Source organism: Halosimplex halophilum (genome assembly GCF_004698125.1).
Taxonomy (GTDB): Archaea; Halobacteriota; Halobacteria; order Halobacteriales; family Haloarculaceae; genus Halosimplex; species Halosimplex halophilum.
On the sequence record NZ_ML214297.1, the window covers coordinates 97,332 to 112,716 of the forward strand.

Genomic DNA, 15,385 nt, shown 5'->3' on the forward strand with positions numbered 1-15,385 from the left:
CGGACGACGGGACCGGCCGCCCGTCGCGGGACGGCGGGGCCCCGACCGGTCGCTGGTGCGCTATCCCGAGATTTCGGGCGCGTGGGAACGTCGGCAAGATTTTTACCCGGCTGGGGCTTTCGTCCTCGTAGAGGCGACGTATGTCTACAGACGATCCTGCGGACGACGGCGAGGGGAGCGACGAGCCCGAGGCGGACCCACAGGACGGCGGGAACGTCCGCGAACGGCTGGAACAGGAGGCCGACAGGGCGGTGACGGGCTTCGACGAGGGGATCGTGGACATGCTCTCGTGGGTGCTGGAGACCGAGACCCGCGCCCGCATCTACGTCTTCCTCCGGCAGAACCCCGACAGCACGAGCGACGAGATCGCCGAGGGGACCGGCCTGTACCCGAGCACGGTCCGGGAGGCCCTCGCGGAACTCCACGACGAGGGGAAGGTCACCCGGGGGAAACGCGAGAACGACGGCGCCGGCAACAACCCCTACGAGTACGCGGCGATGGCGCCGAGCGACCTCGTCGGCAACGTCGTCGACGACGTGCAGGCGGAGCTCAACACCGTCTTCAATCTCGACGAGATCCTCGGCAGCGACGACGACCACCCCACCGTCGACTCCGAGCCCGTCACCATCACCGTCGAGGACGACCCCGGGGCCGCCGACGGAGACGGCGACGAGGCCGGCGACGGGACCGACGAGTGGGGCGCCACGGGCGAAGCCGGGGACACGGACGAGGGACCGACCGACGACGCGGACGGCGCCGAAGCGGACGAGGACGGCGACGACGCGACCGACGGCTGACCGTCCGGAGACCGTTCCGTTCGGTGGTGTGGCGGGCACCGGAAGCCGAAGGCACTTTACCGGCCTGGCCCGACTGAGCCAGTATGAAGGTCGCGCTGGGTGGCACCTTCGACCCGGTTCACGACGGGCACCGCGCGCTGTTCAGGCGCGCCTTCGAGCTGGGCGACGCGACGGTCGGTCTGACGAGCGACGACCTCGCGCCGAAGACTCGCCGCGAGGACCGCTACGTCCGCCCGTACGACCGGCGCCACCGCGACCTCGACGCCGAACTCGCCGAACTCGCGGAGGAGTACGACCGCGACTACGAGATCCGCCGGATCGACGACCCGACCGGCTTCGCACCCGAGCCGCAGTTCGACGCCATCGTCGTCTCCCCCGAGACGGTGACCGGCGCCAAGCGCATCAACGAGATACGCCGCGACGACGGGGTCGAACCGCTGGACATCGAGGTCGTCGACCACGTCCACGCCGAGGACGGCGAGATCATCTCCAGCACCCGCATCGTCCGCGGCGAGATCGACGAGCACGGCAACCTCACCCCCGACCGCGACGGCCGCGACGCCCCCGGGGAGACCGACGCCGAGACCGCCAGCGGCGCCGTGGACGCGACCGAACCAGTGGACGCGACCGAGGCTACGGACGCGACCGCCGACGGCGGCCCCGGCGCGGACTCCGACGACGCCTGAGTCGCGGGCGCGCCGCCGACGACCGCCGACTCGACCTACCAGCCCGGCGCGTCCAGCCCCTGATTCTCCAGCATCGCCTCGTAGCGCTGGGAGATGGTGAGCCGGGACACGTCCGCGGCCTCGGCGACGCGCTGCTGGCTGCGGCTGTCGCCCTCGACGAGCCCGGCGACGTAGACGCTCGTCGCGAGGACGGCCCGCTTCGAGCGGTCGGTCTCCGGGACGTTCGAGAGGAACAGATCGGCCGCCCGCGAGCGGGCGGCTTCGTCCATGTCGAGGCGCTCGGCGGTCGCCTCGATCTCGTCGAGCCACTCCGCGTTCTCGACCTGGTCGCGGGCGCTGTACATCACCGTGACGTTCGCGTTCGGGATACATAAATGCACGACGCGCCCCGAATCGTTCGGTTCGTTCTGCGAGTCGAGTAGTGGTTTCTGGTGGGCTTGTCGGGGAGGGAAGTCGTCTCGGAGTGGCCGCAGTCGCCGGTGAGCGCTGAAAGCCCTCGGCCCGCTCGCTATCTGGAGTCTCTACTGCAGGGGACAGCAAGCGTTGAAAGCCCTCGACGCGCTCGCGGTCGCTGTCGCCGAAAATCGAAGATTTTCGGGATGACGAGAGAGCGGAGCTCTCTCGAACCAAGCGGGATATCCGCGCTCTCCGCACCGCCCGCGCGGATAGTGCCCGCTCAGGCGACTCTCGGCGCGAGCGCGCCTCGCCCTTTCAGTCCGCCAGGACCGCACCGCACTGCACCGCAACCACCCCGCACAGCACCCCAACCACCCCGCACGGCACCGCAGACGGCCACGAGCCTCCCCAGCCGATTCGCGACACGCGAGTCGCGAATCCCTCGCGCGGTGTCGTCGCGCGCACAAGAGCGCGCTCCAGCGCGCGCCAACCGCACCGCAACCGCTCACTACAACAGCCGTCACCTGCACCGAACACGCAGACGCGACAGCGCGGAGAGTCGCCGCTCGAAACAGATGAGTAAGCGTGATTGGGGCCCACTCCCTACTTGCGGGCGTGACTCAGTGGGTCGAGAATCCGACGGGCGGGCGGGACCGGGGAGCGGTCGCACTCGCGCGCGCGTGGGCGGAGGTGCTGGTCAGGCCCCGTCGGCTGTTCCGGTCGGGCGTGGCGCCGGGCGACCAGGCTCCCGGGCTGGTGTTCGCCGGCGCGGTCGTCCTCGCGGAGGAGCTGACCCGGGTCGCGTCGGGGGCGGCCGCCTACCCGGTCCTGGGCGGGCGGCCCCTCCTCTCGACGCTCCTCTTTCTGGCGCTGGCGGTCGTCCTCGTCGCGCCGGCGGCGCTGCACCTGACGGCGGCGCTCCAGACGCTGATCCTCATCGCGGCGGCGCCGGACCGCGCGGGCGTCAGCGAGACGGTGCAGGTCATCGCCTACGCCGCGGCGCCCTGTGCCTTCGCCGGCCTCCCCTATCCGGGCGTCCGCGTGGCCGCGACCGCGTACGCGAGTGTCCTCCTCGCGGTCGGCGTGAGCGCCGTGCACGACGTGTCGCTGCCGAGGGCCGCGGTCCTGACGGCCCTCCCGGCGGCGCTCGTCTTCGGCTACGGCTTCCGGGGGTTCGCCGCGCTGTCGGAACTGACCGGCCTGACGTGGGCCGACGTGCTCGGGGCTCTCGGGTGACGGCTCCGTGCCCGGCCGACGCGGGCCCGGTCGGTGGCCGCACGCGGCGCCGCGCCCGAGGCGACCACGGCCGTTTAAGCGCGCGCCGGTCGGATCGCCGGTATGCTCACGCTGGACTTCGAGGAGTTCGCGTTCGAACTCAAGGACGGCGCGGTCAAGCACGTCGGCCCGTCGAACTCGGCGGCGACGGCGAAGCTGTACGACGTGGAGGGCGTCGAGGTGCGGGAGTTCGGCGACAAGCGCGTCAAGCTCGCCTTCGCGGACGAGGACGGCAACGAGGTGGAGGTCGCGCTGTTCCCGGAGGCGGCCGCGGAGGTCGCACGCGGGATCGAGGCGCTCGAAGACGACAGTCCGGTCTTCGAGTGATCCGTGGCGGCCTGTTTGCCGGTTTTCGGGCCTGAGGGCGCGAATATCGTGCGGCACGCGAGCGCCGGAACGTGCGGACGAGCGACGGACGCGTTTCGACAACCGTTTTAGGCCCGGGGCATTTCTACCTGCCAATGGGTTCGTGTATCATCTGCGGGAAGTCTGTCGACGGTCGCATCTGCGACCTCCACGAGGAAGACGTCGTCTTCGAGTTCCGCGGGAACCAGCCCGACCAGCTGACGGTCGACCGCTACTACCGCGGGACCGTCGACGGCTACGCCGAGTTCGGCGTGTTCGTCGACATCGGCGACAGCGTCACCGGACTGCTCCACCGGAGCGAGCTCGACCAGCGGCTCGAGAGCCTCGACTGGGAGTCCGGCGACACCGTCTTCGTGCAGGTCCAGCAGGTGCGAGACAACGGGAACGTGGACCTGGGCTGGTCGATCCGCCAGGCCGAAAACGAGTTCCGCGGCACCCTCGTCGACGACCCCGAGCAGGGCGCACCGTATCTCAAAGAGGACGAGTCGGGAAATGAGGACGCGGCAGCCGACGACGGTTCGGCTGCCGACGCGTCCGACACCGACAGCGACGCCGGAGCCGGGTCCGACGACTCCGACGTGACGACCCGCGGCGACGACTCGGAGTCGGAGACGACCCGCGGCGACGAGCGCGACGACGCGGCCGCCGAACCGCCGCCCGCCGCCGCGGCCGCGACCGAGACGCCGGCGACGGCGACCGACGGCGACGCCGGGGCCGGCTCGGGCGAGGGCGGCGCGGCGGCCGCCAGCGGGGGCGGCGCGACCGCCGTCTCCGGGGAAGAGCCGGACGCCGAACCGGACGCGGAGCCGACACACGTCGCCGTCGAGACGCTCGACGACCGGGTCGGCGAGACGGTTCGACTGGAGGGCGTCGTCGAGAGCGCGCGCCAGACGAGCGGTCCGACGGTCTTCGAGATCCGCGACGAGACCGACAGCGTCGAGTGCGCCGCGTTCAAGGAGGCGGGCGTCCGCGCCTACCCCGAGATCGACACCGACGACGTGGTCCGCCTGGACGGCGAGGTCCGCGAGCGACGCGGCGAGCTCCAGGTCGAGACCGAGGCGCTGGTGAAACTCGAGGGCGAGGAGCGCGAGACCGTCGCCGACCGGCTGGCCGACGCGCTGACCGCGCAGGCCGAGCCCGACGCGGTCGAGCCCATCGCCGCCGACGAGACGGTCGAGGCGCTGAGCGAGGACGTGCGCGAGGTCGCGACCGCGGTCCGGCGCGCGGTCCTCGAGGAGCGGCCCGTCGTCGTCCGCCACGCGGCGACCGCCGACGGCTACGTGGGCGGCGTCGCCCTGGAGCGGGCGACGCTCCCGCTCGTCCGCGACCAGCACGACCAGCACGACGCGGTCTACCACTACTTCGACCGCCGGCCGCTGGAGGAGGGCGTCTACGACATGGACGACGCGACGAAGGACGCGACGCGGATGCTCGAAGCGCGCGAGCGCCACGACGAGAAGCTGCCGCTGTTCGTCTTCGTCGCCGCCGGCGCCACCGGCGAGTCGCTCGACGGCTTCGAGCTGCTCGACCTGTACGGCGCCGGCCGCGCGCTGGTCGACGACGTGGCGGTCGACCCCGAGATCGAGGCGGCGGTCGACGCCGCCGTCGCGCCCGAGGGCACCGACGCGCCGGAGACGACCGCCGCGACGCTGGCCGCCAACGTCGCCGCCCACGTCAACGACGGCGTGCGCGAGGACCTGCAGCACCTCCCGGCGGTGAGCTACTGGGAGGACACCCCCGAGGCCTACGCCGAGGCCGCGGACGAGGCGGGCTACGACGAGGCGGCCGTCCGCGAGGTCCGCGAGGCCGTCGCGCTGGAGGCCTACTACCAGTCCTACGAGGACAAGCGCGAACTCATCACGGACCTCCTCTTTGGCGAGGGCGACGGCCCCGGCGGGCTCGCGGGCCACGTCAGCGAGCAGTTCCGCGAGAAGCTCGACGCGGAGATCGAGACCGCGGAGGCCAACCTCGACACCCAGACCGTCGAGGGGACCGACATCGCGGTGCTGGACACCGACGCGTTCACCCACCGCTACGAGTTCCCGCCGACGACGCTGCTGCTGGACGAGCTGCACCGCCGCCACCGCGACGACGTGAGCGCGGTCATCGGCGTCTCCGACGACGAACTCCACATCCGCAGCGACCGCGCCATCGACGTGCGCGACGTGGCCGACCGCGCCCGCGAGTGGGTGCCCAACGCCGGCCTCACGGCCTCCTCCGCCCGCGACGGCAAACTCGAATACATCGCCGGCGAGCGCTCGGCGGTGCTCGACACCGTCATCGACGTGGTCGCCGACGAAGTGGCCTGATACGGAGTATTGCAAGACATTCCGAGATCGACCGCACGCGGTCGTGCGGTCGACTCGGTAAACGCTTGCAATACTCCGTATGAGCGGCCGAGTATCACAGCCGACAGTCGCGGCCGAAGCTTTTTCCCCATCATTTCGTTCGTGTCGGTATGTCCGTCGTCGCCGACATGGCAGAGATCACCGCCGACCACGCCGGCGAGTCGCTCAGGTACTTCGCGGAAGTCGAGCCGGAGTCGCGGGCGGTGACCGTCCACCACCGGCGGGACGGGCTCGACTGGACCGACGCCCGCGAGCGCGAGGTCGAGGAGGAGCTCCACGAACTCACCGCGAAGGCGTCCTACGAGGCGGCGATGGACGCGACGAACGTCAACCAGATCATCAAGGTCGCCGACGACAAGGTGCTGTTCACGGGGTTCGTCGAGGACACGGTCGCGGTCGCCGCCTTCGACCGCGGGATCTTCGCGACGCTGCCGGCCATCGTCGCCGACTTCCGGGAGTACATGATCGAAGAGGACATCGAGTTCGTCTCCCTGGAACTGTAGCGACGGTTTTTGTCGGTCGCGCCGCTGGGTCGAGCCATGAGCGACGACAGCGAGGACGCGACCGTCGTCTCCGAATCGGACCTCGAGTGGGACGAGTACGACCACGGTGACCGGCAGTTCCGTCGGAAGCAACTCGGCGTCGCGGCCGGCGGCGAGGAGTTAGGAACGAGCCTCTACGAACTCGAACCCGGTAATCGCACGTGGCCCCGCCACTACCACGCCGGCAACGAGGAAGCCATCTACGTGCTCGGCGGCGAACTGACGCTGTATCTGGAGCGCGGCGCGGACGAGAACGACGGCGAGGTGAGTGAACACGTCCTCGAACCGGGCGACTACGCCGCCCTGCCGAGCGGGCCGGACCACGCCCACGAGGTCGAGGCGCGCGGCGACGAGACTGCCCGATTTCTCGTTGTCTCGACGATGAACGAGCCCGACCTGTCCGTCCTCGTCGAGCGCGACGCGGCGATGCTGTTCGCGGGCGGCGCGCCCGGTAACTACGAGGACCGATACATCTCGAAGACCGTGGACCTGGACGCGGAGGTCGACTACTGGGACGGGTAGCTCAACGGTCTAGTTGAGCCAACGGAAGCCGTTTTCCGGTGGGGAACGACTCGACGGGTATGCGACGACGCGCCTTCGTGGCCGCCCTGGCGCTCGGGTCGGCGGGCTGTCTTGGTCGGAGCGGGCCGGGGGACGACGGGTCGACCGACAGCGGAACCGACACCGAGCGACCGTCCGCGAGCGACGGGAGGACCCGAACCGTCGAACCGGCCGAGCAGCGCGCCCCCCAGTCGGACCCCGAAGCGGAATCGCCGGACGAGACGTACCGGCTCGGCGACGGGCCGCCGAGCGGCGCGCAGGCGCACGAACTCGTCGTCTGGCGGGACGGCCCGGTGCGCCCGGTGACCGTCGAGGTGTCGGCGCCGGCGGCCGACATCGCGGTTTCGCCGACGCCCCAGCTGGAACCCGGCGCGTACCTGTTGTTCGAGCTGACGGAGCGAGTCGACTACGAGGTGGCCGTCCACGTGAAGGGCGGGACGTGGTACGGGTTCGACATCGCGGCGAGCTACGTCGACTGCAACGACTCGCGGACGACCGTCCGGGTCCCCGAGTCGGATCCGGTCGAGTACGGGACGTTCACCACGTCGATGGCCTGTTCGGTCGGTACGGCGTCGGAGCCGACGGCAGACGGCGGCGACTGACGGCCACAGACTCGGCCGACCCGCCGGCGGTGGTCCGTTCCTCGCTCCGGCCGCCCGCGCTCACTCGCCTGGGTCGAACACGCCGCGGCGTAGCCCCTCGCGGACGGGGTCGTGTTCGGCGTCGGTCGGCGGCGGCGCGGTCACGAGCAACGCCTCCAGCCGACCGCCCCCGTCGGCCTTCACGCCGCGGTCGACCCCCGCGGGGACCGCCACCACGTCGCCGGGGGCGACCTCGTGGTCGGTGTCGCCCTCGCGGACGACGCCCGTGCCCTCGCGGACGTGGACGACCACGTCGCTGTCGGGCGCGTGGACCGGGATGAACTGGCCGGGCTCGAAGTAGCCACAGACCGCCTTCAGGTGGTCGCTCTTGAAGACCCCCTGCGCGGAGAACTGGTCGTCGTCGTACTCCCGTTCGGCGTCGAAGTCCGTCGCTGGCATGGCTAGAACGTCGACGCCGCGCGGAAAGGCCGCTGGGCCGAATCGGTTCGGTCCCGTCGACGGGCGCTCTCCGACCTATCCGGTGTGGAGATACGTGTTCAACTCCCGGCGCACCTCGTCGACGGTCGCATCGGTTGCTTCCGCGGGTTGTTTGTCGACCATCCAGTCTTTGAGCGTCACGACCGACCACGGGGAGACGTAGGAGGTGCGCGGCAGCCGTCCGCGCTCGAACCTGTCGTCGGTGAGTTCGACGGCCTCGTCCCGGGCCGTCGTCGTGACGACCGCCGCGACGTACTCCTGGCCGTGGAAGGGAACGGTATCGTTCGAGAGCACCAGGTACGGGCGCTTCGGATTGTCGCCGAACGGGTCAGTCGCGACGACGACCGCCCCCTGCGAGTACGCCATTCAGTCCCGCTCCTCGTCGCTCAGGTCGGGCAACTCCTCGGCCCAGCCGTCGTTCCGCGCGTACCAGTCGTCGCCGTACGCGTCGGCGGCCGCCTCGACCCCGAGGAAGGAGGCAGCGGCCGACGCGATCCGGTCGTCCTCGGCGGCCGCCCAGTACGGTTCTTTGTGTCGGACGAGCCCCGCGGATTCGAGCCGGTTCAGCGTCGGGCCGACACTCCCGCGGGGAACGCCGGTCTCCTCCGCCAGTTCCGCCGGCGTGTACCCCACGGTCGGCGTCTCCAGCAGGAACTCCAGCAACCGCCGCGCGTTGGTACCCTCTGACAGGTCGATGCGCGGGTCCCCGGGGTCGTGCGTCTCGAAGTCGACGGGCATATACGAGAATTGTACGCGAACTGTATTAGGCGTTCGGAGCGTCGCACGTCACGACCAGCGAGGGGGCTCGGAGTCGCCCGCCCGCGTTCCGGGAGCGGCCGCGAGTCAGTCCCGGACCGCGCGGATCCCCTTCTTCGCGCCGTAGTAGGCCCACTCGGCCGAGTAACAGAAGACGCAGCCGCGGAACTTCGGCCTGCTCGGCCCTTCGTCCGACTCGTTCGCGTCGGCTGTGGCGATCATGGTCGAACGGGAGGACTCGCCGGGCAAGAAAGTACCGTCGATGTGCGCGGCGACCGCACGGGTCGCCGGCGGCTCTCGGGCGAGCGACACGCTTATTCGCGCCAGGCGACGATCCCTGACAACGCGATGAGCACCGAGACGCCGGACGCGACCGACTCCGAGCCCGACGAGCCCGAGGCCTTCCTGCAGGCCTGCCGGGAGCTCGTCGACCGGATCCTCGCGGGCGAGATCGAGAGCGAGGAGGTGGAGAGCGCGAAGAAGGAGGTCTGCGGCAAGTACTCCTCGCCGAAGGTGCCGCGCAACTCCGACCTCATCGACTTCGGGCCCGACGACCGCCGCGAGGAACTGGCGGAGGTCCTCCAGCGCAAGCCCGTCCGGACCGCCTCGGGCGTCTCGCCGGTGGCGATCATGACCTCGCCGAAACGGTGTCCCCACGGGAAGTGTCTCTACTGTCCCGGCGGCCCGGACTCCGAGTTCTCCAGCGCGCAGAGCTACACGGGCCACGAGCCCGCGGCCGCCCGCGGGGTACAGAACGACTACGACCCCTACGGGCAGGTGCGCCTGCGGCTCGAACAGCTCCGGCAGATCGGCCACCCCGTCGACAAAGTAGAGCTGATCCTGATGGGCGGGACGATGACCGCCCGGAGCCACGACTACCAGGAGTGGTTCGTCAAGCGCGCCCTGGAGGCGATGAACGAGTACGACCCCGAGGGCGAGCCCGAACCGGCCGAGGACGAGAGCTTCGCGCAGGACCCCGAGGAGTACGAGTTCAGCTACCTTGAGGACGTGATCGCCGAGAACGAGACCGCCGACGTGCGCAACGTCGCGACCACCTTCGAGACCAAGCCCGACTGGTGCGACCCCGAGCAGATCGACCGGATGCTCGACCTCGGCGCGACGAAGGTCGAGGTGGGGGTCCAGACCACCTTCGAGCGGATCAACCGGGAGATGCACCGCGGGCACGGCGTCCAGGCCTCCATCGACGCCAACCGACGGCTGCGCGACTCGGGCTTCAAGGTCGGCTTCCACATGATGCCCGGCCAGCCCGGGATGAGCAAGGAGATGTGCCTGGAGGACTTCCGGCGGATCTTCGAGAACACCGACTGGCGGCCGGACTTCCTGAAGATCTACCCCACCCTCGTCGTCGAGGGGACGGTCACCTACGACTGGTGGCGAAAGGACGAGTTCGAACCGCTGGACAACGACGAAGCCGCCGAACTCGTCGCGGAGATCAAGTCCATGATCCCCGAATACACGCGCCTCCAGCGCGTCCAGCGCGACATCCCCGCCGACTTCATCGAGGGCGGCGTCTGGAAGTCCAACCTCCGCCAGCTCGCCCGCCAGCGCATGGACGAGCACGGCTGGTCCTGCGACTGCATCCGCTGTCGGGAGGTCGGCCACCACGACGAGGAACCCGATGAGGTCACGCTCGACACCGACACCTACGAGGTGGCGGGCGGCCGCGAGCACTTCATCAGCTTCGAGGACCGCGAGAAGGGGATCCTCGTCGGGTTCTGCCGGCTGCGGTTCCCGAACGACCCCGTGCGCCGCGAGTTGCAGGACGCCGCCGTGGTCCGCGAACTCCACGTCTACGGGAGCGAAGTCGGTGTGGGGCAGTCAGCGGGCGACGGCGACGGGAGCCACCAACATCAGGGGTACGGCAGGCGACTCCTCCGGGAGGCCGAGCGGCTGGCCGCCGACGCCGGCTACGGCAAACTGGCCGTCCTCTCTGGGATCGGCGTCCGGCAGTACTACCGCGAGAAGCTCGGCTACCGTCAGGACGGCCCGTACGTCAGCAAGCGACTGTGACCGGCGGTCCCGGTCACAGCTACGGCGGCGTCTCCGCCGGTCGCGTGGGGCCGTCGTCGTCGGTCACGTAGCTCCCGTAGTCGATCTCGGCCCAGTAGAGCCGGCCGTCGTAGCGGACAACGTAGGAGCCGCCGTAGTCGGTCTCCTCGACGGGCTCCTGTGCGCGGAACCGGTCGACCAGCGAGTCGAACGCCTCGTTGTCGCTGTCCTCGATGTAGTTGGTGCCGTTCAGCGCGTCCTCGACGACAGTCCGCTCGGCGTCGGAGAGGCCCGAGAGCTCGAACTCGTGACGCTCCCGGAGCGACTCGGCGTAGGCCTCGTGGCTCTCGGCGACCAGTTCGGCCTCGTAGCGGTAGACGGTCAGCGTCTCCCGTTCGGCCTCCACGTCGATGGGATAGACCTCCCCCTCGTATCTGACCGCGTCGTACTCCTGTGTCGGGGCCAGCACCGACGACTCGGCGTCGCTCTCCGTGTAGGTGGCGCCGACGCCGAAGTCGTACCCCGGTTCGAGGCGCTCCTCGTCGGGCGGCTCCTGGGAGAGCACGAACTCCAGGGTCTCCCTGTCGACGGCCGGCAACTCGTCGTAGTCGACGACCGTCCCGTCGACCGCCGAGGCGTTGAAGTCGATCCGGATCCCGACGTCGTATCCCGGTGCGGTCCCGTTCTCGGCGTAGTCGACGGCGTAGAAGCGCCCGTCGTAACGGAAGGGCAGTCGCTCGTCGACGGGCGGGTGGTCACCGACCGCCGTGGCGGTCCCGTTGTCGATCGCTCGCTGCACCACGCCTTCGTCGGCGTCCGGCGGCGCGTCGGTGGGTGCGGGACGGCTCGCTTCCTCGGCGAGCGCCCGGTCGTCGACGGGGGTAAGCGAGAGCGACCCCGCCGCCGAGCACCCGCCCAGTCCCGCGAGGAGGGCGACGAGCGCGAGAGCGAGGGTCGTCCTGCGTCTCATATCAGAGAGTCGTGGCTTCGACATGAATGTCTTGTGTAGACCCAAACCGGGATTTGACTCTCGGTCCGCGACCGCCCGACGGGTCCCGGACCGGGCGCGGCCAGTACCGTTTTCCCGCTCGATCGCCAACCACAGACAGAGATGCCAACGGAACTCGCGGACGGGGTCTGGCTGCTCGACATCGGGCTGGTGCCGCCGTTCGCGACCAACGGCTACCTCGTCGACGACGGGACCGTCACCCTCATCGACCCCGGCCTGCCCTGGAACCGCCCCTCGCTCGGGTCGGAACTGAGCGAGATCGGCTACGAGGTCGGCGACATCGACCGCGTGTTCCTCACCCACTACGACATCGACCACACCGGCGGCCTGCGGGCGCTCGACGGCGCGTTCGACGGCCCCGTCTACATCGGCGCCGACGATCTCGAGCTCGGCAGCGGCGAGCGCGACCCGAAGCTGCTCCACCACAAGGGTCTCTTTCACCGTATCGCACGGCGGATCTACCCGCTGCCCGACCACATGGACATCCGCGGCGTCGAGGACGGCGAGGAGATCGGCCGGTTCACCGCCTACCACACGCCGGGTCACAACCCCGGCCACACCGTCTTCGTCCACGACTCCGGGGCCGCCTTCCTCGGGGACCTCCTCTGGGAGGACGACGGCCGGCTCACCCCGCCGTTCTGGCTCGACTCCTACGACATGCGGGCGCTGACCGAAAGCATCCGCGACCTGAGCGAGCGGGTCCCGCCGTTCGAGGTCGCCGCGATGGGCCACGGCACGCCGCTGGTCTCGGACGGCCGCCGGGCGCTGCTGGAGTGTGCCGCCCGGTTGTAGGACATGGACCTGATTCGAGCAGTTCGTGACGTGGTGTCTCGGGTAGTCGGCCCGGATGGGCCCGAGTGACCGTGACTGCAACTGACAGCAAGCGTTGAAAGCCCTCGGCGCGCTCGCGGTCGCTGTCTTCGAAAATCGAAGATTTTCGGGATGCCGAGAGCGCTCCGCTCTCTCGAACCAAGCGGGATATCCGCGCTCTCCGCACCGCCCGCTCACGGCAGAGCCGTTCGCTTCGAGGCGCCAGCGCCTCGCACCGCGCGGATAGTGCCCGCTCAGACGACTAAAATGAACGCGAGCGCGCCCCGCCCGTTCAGTCCGCCAGGAACAGCACCGCAGACGGCCACATACCTCCCCAGCCGATTCGCTCGTTCGCTCCGCTCACTCACTCATCCCTCGCGCGGTTCCGTCGCGCGCATGAACCCGCGCGCGACAGCACGCGCCACTGCGGTTGGTCGGTAGCCGTCCTGTACTGACGGCAGGTGACCGTGAACGCGTCGGGTCCGGGTCCGTCTCAGAACTTCGCGGCGCGGAGCGCGGTCTCGATGTGGTCGTAGGGGTCGTCGGTGACGCTGGGGCCGTGGCCGGTGTGAATCTCGGCGAGTTCCGGCGAGACGGTGTCGCGGAGGTACTCGATGCTGTCGACCAGCGTGTCGCGGTCGCCCTCCGGGAGGTCCGTCCGGCCGAAACTCCCGTTGGCGAACACCAGATCGCCGGCGAACAGGACCTCCGGGCCGGCGGCGTAGAAGCAGAGGTGGTCGTCCTTGTGGCCGGGGGTGTGCAGCGCCTCGTAGCTGTGGTCGCCCAACTGGAGGGAGTCGCCGTCGGCGACGGCGTGGTCGACCAGTTCGTGGTCGGGGTCGAACCCCCACACGTCGCAGCCGAACGCCTCGGCGAGGGCGGCCGTGTTGCCGACGTGGTCGGGGTGGGTGTGGGTGAGGACGACGGCGTCGAGGGCGGCGTCGCGGTCGCGCACCTCGGCGGCGGCGTCGAACTCGCTGCCGGCGTCGACGAGGACGGTGCGCTCGCCGGTGACGAGGAAGGCGTTGCTGGTGAAGACCTGCTGGCCCCGGGCGACGTTTTCGATCACGGCCGCCCGTACTCGCGCCGGGGCGGTGAGCGTGTCGGTTCGCGACCGGTCGCCGGTCGCGGCGCCCGGCCGCGGCGGATCGACGCAGACCGCGAAAAACCGCCCGACTGCAGCTATCAGGCGCGCGAGCCGGACCCACAGGGCTATGTGTGATGAACGACAACGACGCCGTAGAGAGCAGAATGACAGGATCGGAAACGCCAGTCGTGCTCATCGTCGAGGACGAGCCCGACGTCGCCGAGACGTACAATCTCTGGCTCGCCGACGACTACGAGGTTCGGATGGCCGGGAGCGGCGACGAGGGGCTGGCCGAACTCGACGACGAGGTCGACGTGGTCCTCCTCGACCGGATGATGCCGGGGCTCTCCGGCGACGAGGTCCTAGAGCGGATCCGCGAGCGCGGGCTGGACTGTCGGGTGGCCATGGTGACCGCGGTCGAACCGGACTTCGACATCCTCGAGATGGGCTTCGACGCGTATCTCTGCAAACCCATCCGGAGCCAGCAGCTCCACGAGACCGTCGAGAACCTGCTGGACCGGTCGGCCTACGACGACCTGCTGCAGGAGTACTACTCGCTGGTCGAGAAGCAGGCGACGCTCGAGGCGACCAAGAGCAGCGCCGAACTCGCCGACAACGAGGAGTACCTCGAACTGCGCGAACGGGTCGAGGAGCTGGAGTCGGAGCTGTCCGACACCCTGGGTGGCATCGACAACGACGAGGACTTCATCGCGACACTGCGGGGTCTCGGCGATGTCGAGGAGTAGTGATTCCGAGACGATGTACGACCTGACCGACGTGCTCGACTTCGAGGCGCTGGAGTCGGTCCGCCCGGGGTCGAACATCCTCGTCTCCGGGCCGGCCATGAGCGGCAAGGAAGACCTGGCGATGTCGATGCTGGCCGACGGCGCCGAGCACGGCCAGGGCTCGCTGATCGTCACGACCGGCGACCGCGCCGAGAACGTCCTCGAGGACTTCCTCGAACGGGCGCCCGACGCCGACGAGTCGACCGTCAGCGTCGTCGACTGCCGCGGCGACGGCAGCCGCCGGGGCGAGGCCACCGCCACCGGCAGCTACGTCTACCACGTCTCATCGCCCGGCGACCTGACCGGCATCGGCATCGGGATCACCGAGTGTCTCGAGTACCTCCACAACAACGGCGCCGAGAGCGGCCGCTTCGCGCTCACGTCGCTGTCGACGATGCTCACCTACACCGACCGCAAGACCGTCTTCAAGTTCTGCCACGTCCTCTCCTCGCGGTTCGACTCCGCCGGCTACCTCGGCCTCTTCACCATCGATTCGTCCGCCCACGACGACCAGACGCTGCAGGTCATCAAGCAGGCCTTCGACGGCATGATCGAGATCCGCGAGGACGAGGGCCGCCGCGAGGCCCGCGTCCTCGGCCTCGCCGGCCAGCCGACCGAGTGGCAGGAGTTCTGACCGCCGTCGCAGTCCGGTGTCCCTGTCTCCCGAGTCCCGGCCGAAGCCAGCGGCTCGCCGCGCGACCTCGCGGGCTCGAACTCAACCGACTGACGATCAATCGTAACGATAATTTCCGGACGAATAATCGATATTAGGTCCTACAACTCACCTTGTGGAGAAGATTTATACACAGAAACGGAAGATATTGAGATGCAACGGTCGAACGCGAGCGCGTTCGGCCGGGCACGTTCGAGCCACCGGG

18 protein-coding genes and 1 pseudogene are annotated in these 15,385 nt (G+C 69.7%); 12 read left to right on the forward strand and 7 right to left on the reverse strand.

The window, feature by feature from the left end:
* The first annotated feature begins 140 nt into the window (after window positions 1–140).
* Together E3328_RS00550 and E3328_RS00555 are read left to right on the forward strand one after the other, a co-directional pair.
* Window positions 141–797: a winged helix-turn-helix domain-containing protein gene (locus tag E3328_RS00550; RefSeq protein WP_135362687.1), complete on the forward strand. Its 657-nt coding sequence runs from the start codon at window positions 141–143 to the stop codon at window positions 795–797.
* A gap of 83 nt (window positions 798–880) precedes the next feature.
* A pseudogene (locus tag E3328_RS00555) lies at window positions 881–1,360 on the forward strand (phosphopantetheine adenylyltransferase); the annotation flags it as partial.
* A 158-nt stretch (window positions 1,361–1,518) separates the two neighbouring features.
* Here E3328_RS00555 and E3328_RS00560 read toward each other — a convergent pair.
* Entirely contained in the window at window positions 1,519–1,827 is a 309-nt protein-coding gene (locus E3328_RS00560; protein ID WP_135362689.1) for a transcription initiation factor IIB family protein, read from the reverse strand.
* A 667-nt stretch (window positions 1,828–2,494) separates the two neighbouring features.
* Here E3328_RS00560 and E3328_RS00565 point away from each other — a divergent pair.
* The 6 genes from E3328_RS00565 to E3328_RS00590 all read left to right on the forward strand — a co-directional run bounded on the left by E3328_RS00565 (window position 2,495) and on the right by E3328_RS00590 (window position 7,573).
* A complete protein-coding gene (locus E3328_RS00565) occupies window positions 2,495–3,115 on the forward strand; it encodes a YIP1 family protein (RefSeq protein ID WP_135362690.1) in 621 nt (206 codons plus the stop codon).
* Between the two features lie 102 nt (window positions 3,116–3,217).
* Window positions 3,218–3,481, forward strand: a complete 264-nt coding sequence (locus E3328_RS00570; protein ID WP_135362691.1) for a hypothetical protein — start codon at window positions 3,218–3,220, stop codon at window positions 3,479–3,481.
* 134 nt (window positions 3,482–3,615) lie between these two features.
* A complete protein-coding gene (locus E3328_RS00575) occupies window positions 3,616–5,829 on the forward strand; it encodes an OB-fold nucleic acid binding domain-containing protein (protein WP_135362692.1) in 2,214 nt (737 codons plus the stop codon).
* A 149-nt stretch (window positions 5,830–5,978) separates the two neighbouring features.
* Window positions 5,979–6,371, forward strand: a complete 393-nt coding sequence (locus E3328_RS00580) for a hypothetical protein (protein WP_135362693.1) — start codon at window positions 5,979–5,981, stop codon at window positions 6,369–6,371.
* A 36-nt stretch (window positions 6,372–6,407) separates the two neighbouring features.
* Entirely contained in the window at window positions 6,408–6,932 is a 525-nt protein-coding gene (locus tag E3328_RS00585; RefSeq protein ID WP_135362694.1) for a cupin domain-containing protein, read from the forward strand.
* 59 nt (window positions 6,933–6,991) lie between these two features.
* The gene (locus E3328_RS00590) at window positions 6,992–7,573 is read left to right on the forward strand and encodes a hypothetical protein (protein ID WP_135362695.1); all 582 of its coding nucleotides are present in this window, start codon (window positions 6,992–6,994) and stop codon (window positions 7,571–7,573) included.
* A gap of 60 nt (window positions 7,574–7,633) precedes the next feature.
* Here the strand turns inward: E3328_RS00590 and E3328_RS00595 are convergent, their stop codons facing one another.
* From E3328_RS00595 to E3328_RS22665, 4 genes are all read right to left on the reverse strand, one after another.
* Window positions 7,634–8,011, reverse strand: a complete 378-nt coding sequence (locus E3328_RS00595) for a cupin domain-containing protein (protein WP_135362696.1) — start codon at window positions 8,009–8,011, stop codon at window positions 7,634–7,636.
* Window positions 8,012–8,086: 75 nt separating this feature from the next.
* Window positions 8,087–8,416 (reverse strand): type II toxin-antitoxin system PemK/MazF family toxin, encoded by a 330-nt coding sequence (locus E3328_RS00600; RefSeq protein WP_135362697.1) that lies wholly within the window; start codon window positions 8,414–8,416, stop codon window positions 8,087–8,089.
* Window positions 8,417–8,788: a winged helix-turn-helix domain-containing protein gene (locus E3328_RS00605; protein WP_135362698.1), complete on the reverse strand. Its 372-nt coding sequence runs from the start codon at window positions 8,786–8,788 to the stop codon at window positions 8,417–8,419.
* A gap of 105 nt (window positions 8,789–8,893) precedes the next feature.
* Window positions 8,894–9,028 (reverse strand): hypothetical protein, encoded by a 135-nt coding sequence (locus E3328_RS22665; protein ID WP_281275746.1) that lies wholly within the window; start codon window positions 9,026–9,028, stop codon window positions 8,894–8,896.
* 126 nt (window positions 9,029–9,154) lie between these two features.
* Between E3328_RS22665 and E3328_RS00610 the strand changes: the two genes are divergently transcribed.
* Window positions 9,155–10,837, forward strand: a complete 1,683-nt coding sequence (locus E3328_RS00610) for a tRNA uridine(34) 5-carboxymethylaminomethyl modification radical SAM/GNAT enzyme Elp3 (RefSeq protein WP_135362699.1) — start codon at window positions 9,155–9,157, stop codon at window positions 10,835–10,837.
* A 19-nt stretch (window positions 10,838–10,856) separates the two neighbouring features.
* Here E3328_RS00610 and E3328_RS00615 read toward each other — a convergent pair whose 3' ends face one another.
* Window positions 10,857–11,786 carry a hypothetical protein gene (locus E3328_RS00615; protein ID WP_135362700.1) on the reverse strand — a complete coding sequence of 310 codons (930 nt, stop codon included), beginning with the start codon at window positions 11,784–11,786 and terminating at the stop codon, window positions 10,857–10,859.
* Window positions 11,787–11,927: 141 nt separating this feature from the next.
* On the opposite strand from E3328_RS00615, the gene E3328_RS00620 reads away from it, so the two are divergent.
* Window positions 11,928–12,617: an MBL fold metallo-hydrolase gene (locus tag E3328_RS00620; protein ID WP_135362701.1), complete on the forward strand. Its 690-nt coding sequence runs from the start codon at window positions 11,928–11,930 to the stop codon at window positions 12,615–12,617.
* Between the two features lie 511 nt (window positions 12,618–13,128).
* Here the strand turns inward: E3328_RS00620 and E3328_RS00625 are convergent.
* Complete coding sequence (locus tag E3328_RS00625) at window positions 13,129–13,704, reverse strand: MBL fold metallo-hydrolase (RefSeq protein ID WP_135362702.1); 576 nt, start codon at window positions 13,702–13,704, stop codon at window positions 13,129–13,131.
* 182 nt (window positions 13,705–13,886) lie between these two features.
* Here E3328_RS00625 and E3328_RS00630 point away from each other — a divergent pair, with 182 nt between their 5' ends.
* Complete coding sequence (locus E3328_RS00630; protein WP_135362703.1) at window positions 13,887–14,468, forward strand: HalX domain-containing protein; 582 nt, start codon at window positions 13,887–13,889, stop codon at window positions 14,466–14,468.
* A 13-nt stretch (window positions 14,469–14,481) separates the two neighbouring features.
* Entirely contained in the window at window positions 14,482–15,141 is a 660-nt protein-coding gene (locus E3328_RS00635; RefSeq protein ID WP_135364632.1) for an RAD55 family ATPase, read from the forward strand.
* The last annotated feature ends 244 nt before the right edge of the window (window positions 15,142–15,385 follow it).

Excerpts from the sequence above, each read along its gene's own strand:
- E3328_RS00550 (WP_135362687.1), top strand. The coding sequence starts at position 141 with ATGTCTACAGACGATCCTGCGGACGACGGCGAGGGGAGCGACGAGCCC.
- E3328_RS00560 (WP_135362689.1), bottom strand. The coding sequence starts at position 1,827 with ATGTACAGCGCCCGCGACCAGGTCGAGAACGCGGAGTGGCTCGACGAG.
- E3328_RS00570 (WP_135362691.1), top strand. The coding sequence starts at position 3,218 with ATGCTCACGCTGGACTTCGAGGAGTTCGCGTTCGAACTCAAGGACGGC.
- E3328_RS00575 (WP_135362692.1), top strand. The coding sequence starts at position 3,616 with ATGGGTTCGTGTATCATCTGCGGGAAGTCTGTCGACGGTCGCATCTGC.
- E3328_RS00580 (WP_135362693.1), top strand. The coding sequence starts at position 5,979 with ATGTCCGTCGTCGCCGACATGGCAGAGATCACCGCCGACCACGCCGGC.
- E3328_RS00585 (WP_135362694.1), top strand. The coding sequence starts at position 6,408 with ATGAGCGACGACAGCGAGGACGCGACCGTCGTCTCCGAATCGGACCTC.
- E3328_RS00590 (WP_135362695.1), top strand. The coding sequence starts at position 6,992 with ATGCGACGACGCGCCTTCGTGGCCGCCCTGGCGCTCGGGTCGGCGGGC.
- E3328_RS00595 (WP_135362696.1), bottom strand. The coding sequence starts at position 8,011 with ATGCCAGCGACGGACTTCGACGCCGAACGGGAGTACGACGACGACCAG.
- E3328_RS00600 (WP_135362697.1), bottom strand. The coding sequence starts at position 8,416 with ATGGCGTACTCGCAGGGGGCGGTCGTCGTCGCGACTGACCCGTTCGGC.
- E3328_RS00605 (WP_135362698.1), bottom strand. The coding sequence starts at position 8,788 with ATGCCCGTCGACTTCGAGACGCACGACCCCGGGGACCCGCGCATCGAC.
- E3328_RS22665 (WP_281275746.1), bottom strand. The coding sequence starts at position 9,028 with ATGATCGCCACAGCCGACGCGAACGAGTCGGACGAAGGGCCGAGCAGG.
- E3328_RS00610 (WP_135362699.1), top strand. The coding sequence starts at position 9,155 with ATGAGCACCGAGACGCCGGACGCGACCGACTCCGAGCCCGACGAGCCC.
- E3328_RS00615 (WP_135362700.1), bottom strand. The coding sequence starts at position 11,786 with ATGAGACGCAGGACGACCCTCGCTCTCGCGCTCGTCGCCCTCCTCGCG.
- E3328_RS00620 (WP_135362701.1), top strand. The coding sequence starts at position 11,928 with ATGCCAACGGAACTCGCGGACGGGGTCTGGCTGCTCGACATCGGGCTG.
- E3328_RS00630 (WP_135362703.1), top strand. The coding sequence starts at position 13,887 with ATGACAGGATCGGAAACGCCAGTCGTGCTCATCGTCGAGGACGAGCCC.
- E3328_RS00635 (WP_135364632.1), top strand. The coding sequence starts at position 14,482 with ATGTACGACCTGACCGACGTGCTCGACTTCGAGGCGCTGGAGTCGGTC.